General features: G+C 71.2%; 3 protein-coding genes. All 3 read left to right on the plus strand.

The window, feature by feature from the left end; all coding sequences use genetic code 11:
• A partial coding sequence (locus ACFU99_RS34275) for a sensor histidine kinase (protein WP_384399675.1) occupies positions 1-456 on the plus strand: 456 nt, incomplete at its 5' end.
• The gene (locus ACFU99_RS34280) at positions 453-1,136 is read left to right on the plus strand and encodes a response regulator (protein ID WP_384399678.1); all 684 of its coding nucleotides are present in this window, start codon (positions 453-455) and stop codon (positions 1,134-1,136) included. The genes ACFU99_RS34275 and ACFU99_RS34280, both read left to right, overlap by 4 nt.
• Before the next feature lie 155 nt (positions 1,137-1,291).
• A complete protein-coding gene (locus tag ACFU99_RS34285) occupies positions 1,292-4,459 on the plus strand; it encodes an efflux RND transporter permease subunit (RefSeq protein ID WP_384399680.1) in 3,168 nt (1,055 codons plus the stop codon).
• The last annotated feature ends 45 nt before the right edge of the window (positions 4,460-4,504 follow it).

Consider the following 4,504-nt stretch of genomic DNA (forward strand, 5'->3'; position numbering starts at 1 on the left):
GGGCTGCGCGTCCGGGTCGCGGCCGCCGCCTCCGAGCCCGCCGCCCCCGGCCGGCCGCCGGCCGGCGACACCGCGGCCGCGGCCGCCGACGTCGTCGGACCGCTGCCCGTAGCCGTCGACCTCACGGCCTACCGCGTCCTGCAAGAGGCGCTCACCAACGTGCACAAGCACGCGGGCCCCTCGGCCACCGCCGAGGTCGGCATCCTCCGGGGCCGCGCGTCCCTGCTCCTGACCGTCCGCGACAATGGCGACGGACCGCCGCCGGACCGTACGGACGGCACGGGCACGGCCGCCGACACCGGCGCCGGCCCGGGCGGACACGGTCTGATCGGGATGCGCGAGCGGGCGGTCGCACTCGGCGGCACCTGCGAGGCGGGACCCGGCCCGGACGGCGGCCCCGGCTTCGCGGTCCGCGTCGAGCTGCCGCTCCAAGCGCGTACGGGAGGGGACGCATGACGATCAAGGTGCTGCTCGCGGACGACCAGGCGCTGCTGCGCAGCGCGTTCCGGGTGCTGGTGGACTCCGAGGCGGACATGGAGGTGGTCGGGGAGGCGTCCGACGGCGCGGAGGCCGTCGAGCAGGCCCGCGCCAAGGGCCCCGACATCGTGCTGATGGACATCCGGATGCCCGGCACGGACGGCTTCGCCGCGACCCGCGCGATCTGCTCCGACCCCGCCCTGGAGCACGTACGCGTGGTCATGCTGACCACCTTCGAGATCGACGAGTACGTCGTGCAGTCGCTGCGCGCCGGGGCCTCCGGCTTCCTAGGCAAGGGCGCCGAGCCCGAGGAGCTGCTGTCCGCGATCCGCGTCGCGGCGGCCGGCGAGGCGCTGCTGTCGCCGGTGGCGACCAAGGGGCTGATCGCCACGTTCCTCGCCCAGAGCGAGGGCGCGGACGCGGCCTCCGGCGGCTACCAGGCGGAGCGGCTCGCGGCCCTGACCGGGCGCGAGCGCGAGGTGCTGGTGCAGGTCGCCGGCGGCTACTCCAACGACGAGATCGGGGAGCGGCTGGAGGTCAGCCCGCTGACCGTCAAGACCCATGTGAACCGGGCGATGGCCAAACTGGGCGCCCGGGACCGGGCCCAATTGGTGGTCATCGCCTACGAAACCGGACTTGTACGCCCAAGGGTGGAGTGACCCCTAGGGGCGCGTACTGCGGCTGCGGTACACGTCCGGGACGAGAATCGACCTGCGAGCGAGGAATTCGCACCGGGGCACGGGCGATCGTAGAGGTGGGCCGCTGCCGCGCCCCCGTCGATCCGCTCAGCAAACAGAAGAGAGAGCCAAAACCCATGTCCTGGCTGTCCAGAATCAGCCTCGTACAGCGGGGACTGATAGCTCTGATGGCGATAGTCGCCGTCGTGTTCGGGGCCATCGCCATCCCTCAGCTGAAGCAGCAGCTGCTGCCGTCCATCGATCTGCCCATGGTGTCGGTGATCGCGCCGTACCAGGGCGCGTCCCCGGACGTGGTCGAGAAGCAGGTCGTCGAGCCGCTGGAGAACAGCATCAAGGCGGTCGACGGCATCACCGGCATCACCTCCACCGCCAGCGAGGGCTCGGCCGTCATCATGGCCAAGTTCGACTACGGCAACGGCTCCGACAAGCTCGTCGCCAACGTCCAGCAGGCCGTCAACCGGTCCTCCTCGCAGCTCCCCAAGGACGTCGACCCGCAGGTCATCGCGGGCTCCACCGACGACATCCCGACCGTCGTGCTCGCGGTCTCCTCGACCCAGGACCAGCAGGCGCTCGCCGACAAGCTGGACCGGAGCGTCGTGCCGACGCTCAAGAACATCGACGGCGTCGGCCAGGTCAACGTGGACGGCGTACGGGACCGCGTCGTGGCCGTCACCCCCGACGACGCCAAGCTCGCCGCGGCCGGCCTGACCCCCGCCGCGCTCGGGCAGGCGCTGGAGGCGAACGGCGCGTCCGTGCCGGCCGGCGCGTTCTCCGAGGGCGGCAAGAGCCGGACCGTCCAGGTCGGCGGCGGCTTCACCTCGCTGAAGCAGATCGAGGACCTGCGGATCAACCCGGCGGCCGCGCCCGGCGCCGACGGCAAGGGCGCCAAGCCGGTCCGGGTCGGCGATATCGCCACCGTCAAGCAGGAGTCGGCGGCCCCCACCTCCATCACCCGCACCGACGGCAAGCCCAGCCTCGGCATCGCCATCACCATGGACCACGACGGCAGCGCCGTCGCGATCTCCGACGCCGTCAAGGACAAGCTGCCGCAGCTCCGCGCGGACCTCGGCTCCGACACGAAGCTGACCGTCGTCAGCGACCAGGGCCCGGCGGTCTCCAAGTCCATCGACGGCCTGACGACGGAGGGCCTGCTCGGTCTCCTCTTCGCCGTCGTGGTGATCCTTCTCTTCCTCGCGTCGCTGCGCTCGACGCTGGTCACGGCGATCTCCATCCCGCTGTCCGTGCTGCTCACGCTGATCGTGCTGTGGACCCGGGACCTGTCGCTCAACATGCTCACGCTGGGCGCCCTCACCATCGCCATCGGCCGCGTCGTCGACGACTCGATCGTGGTCCTGGAGAACATCAAGCGCCATCTCTCCTACGGCGAGGAGCGGCAGCAGGCCATCCTGACGGCGGTCCGCGAGGTGTCCGGCGCCGTCACCGCCTCCACCCTCACCACGGTCGCGGTCTTCCTGCCGATCGGCCTGGTCGGCGGCATGGTGGGCGCGCTCTTCGGCTCGTTCTCGCTGACCGTCTCGGTGGCGCTGCTGGCCTCCCTGCTGGTGTCGCTCACCGTGGTGCCGGTCCTCTCGTACTGGTTCCTGCGTGCTCCGAAGGCGAGCGAGGGCGCGGACCCGGAGGAGCTGCGGCGCAAGGCCGAGGAGAAGGAGACCCGCGGCCGGCTCCAGCGGCTGTACGTGCCGGTGCTCGGCTTCGCGACCCGGCGCCGCGTCACCAGCCTGGTGATCGCCGTCCTGGTGCTCGTCGCCACGTTCGGCATGGCCCCGCTGCTCAAGACCAACTTCATCGACGGCGGCGAGCAGGACAGCCTCTCCGTCAAGCAGGAACTCGCCCCCGGCACCAGCCTGGAGGCGGCCGACGCCGCGTCCAAGAAGGTCGAGAAGCTGCTCGACGGCGTCGCCGGGGTCAAGGACTACCAGGTCACCGTCGGCTCGTCCGGCATCATGGCGGCCTTCGGCGGCGGTACGGGCGCCAACCAGGCCTCGTACGAGGTCAAGCTGAAGGACTCCGGCAAGGCCGACGCCGTCACCGACACCATCCGCGCCGGCCTCAAGAAGCTCGACGGCATCGGCCGCACCACCGTCTCGGCGGGCGGCGGCTTCGGCGACCAGGACCTGAGCGTCGTGGTCAAGGCCGCCGACGCGAAGACCCTCAAGTCGGCGTCGGAGAGCGTGCGTTCCGCGGTCGCGGGCCTCGACCACGTCACCGACGTCCGCAGCGACCTCTCGCAGAGCGTGCCCCGCGTCTCCGTCAAGGGCAACGACAAGGCCGCCGCGGCGGGCTTCACCGAGACGAGCCTGGGGCAGGCCGTGGCGCAGGCGGTGCGCGGCACCACCAGCGGCAAGGCGGTCCTCGACGATGCCGAGCGCGACGTCGTCGTGAAGTCGGCCAAGCCGGCGGCCACCCTGGACCAGCTCAGGAACCTCGAACTCGGCTCCCCGGCGGGCAAGGTGCGGCTCGGTGACATCGCCGAGGTCAAGACCGTGCCCGGCCCGGTCCAGATGACCCGCATCGACGGCGCGCGGGCGGCGACCATCACCGCCAAGCCGACCGGCGACAATACCGGCGCGGTCACCGCGGACCTGCAAACCAAGATCGACAAGGTGAAGAAGACGCTGCCCAAGGGCGCGACCGTCGAGATCGGCGGCGTCTCCTCGGACCAGAACGACGCCTTCGCCAAGCTGGGCCTCGCCATGCTGGCGGCCATCGCGATCGTCTTCATGGTGCTGGTCGCGACCTTCCGGTCGCTCATCCAGCCGCTGATCCTGCTGGTCTCCATCCCGTTCGCGGCTACCGGCGCGATCGGCCTGCTGGTCGTCACCGGCACCCCCATGGGCGTCCCGGCGATGATCGGCATGCTGATGCTCATCGGCATCGTGGTCACCAACGCGATCGTGCTGATCGACCTGATCAACCAGTACCGCAGGCAGGGCCTCCCGGTGGTCGAGGCGGTCGTCGAGGGCGGCCGGCACCGGCTCCGCCCGATCCTGATGACCGCTCTGGCGACGATCTTCGCGCTGCTGCCGATGGCGCTGGGCGTCACCGGACAGGGCGGCTTCATCTCCCAGCCGCTGGCCGTGGTCGTCATCGGCGGCCTGGTCACCTCGACGCTGCTCACGCTGCTGCTCGTACCGACGCTCTACACGATGGTCGAGCTGCGCAAGGAGCGCCGGGCCAAGAAGAAGGCCGCCAAGCGCGCCGGGAAGAACGGCGTCCCCGCACGGAACGAGGACGACCGTACGCCGGAGACGGCGGGCGTCTGACCTGGTTCCCCGCACACGAAGCCCCCACGGCCACCGCTTGAGTTC

The sequence above is a fragment of the Streptomyces sp. NPDC057654 genome, assembly GCF_042800135.1.
Classification (GTDB): Bacteria; Actinomycetota; Actinomycetes; order Streptomycetales; family Streptomycetaceae; genus Streptomyces.

Bases quoted from the DNA above. Each gene is read 5' to 3' on its own strand.
- ACFU99_RS34280 (WP_384399678.1), top strand. From the start codon at position 453: ATGACGATCAAGGTGCTGCTCGCGGACGACCAGGCGCTGCTGCGCAGC.
- ACFU99_RS34285 (WP_384399680.1), top strand. From the start codon at position 1,292: ATGTCCTGGCTGTCCAGAATCAGCCTCGTACAGCGGGGACTGATAGCT.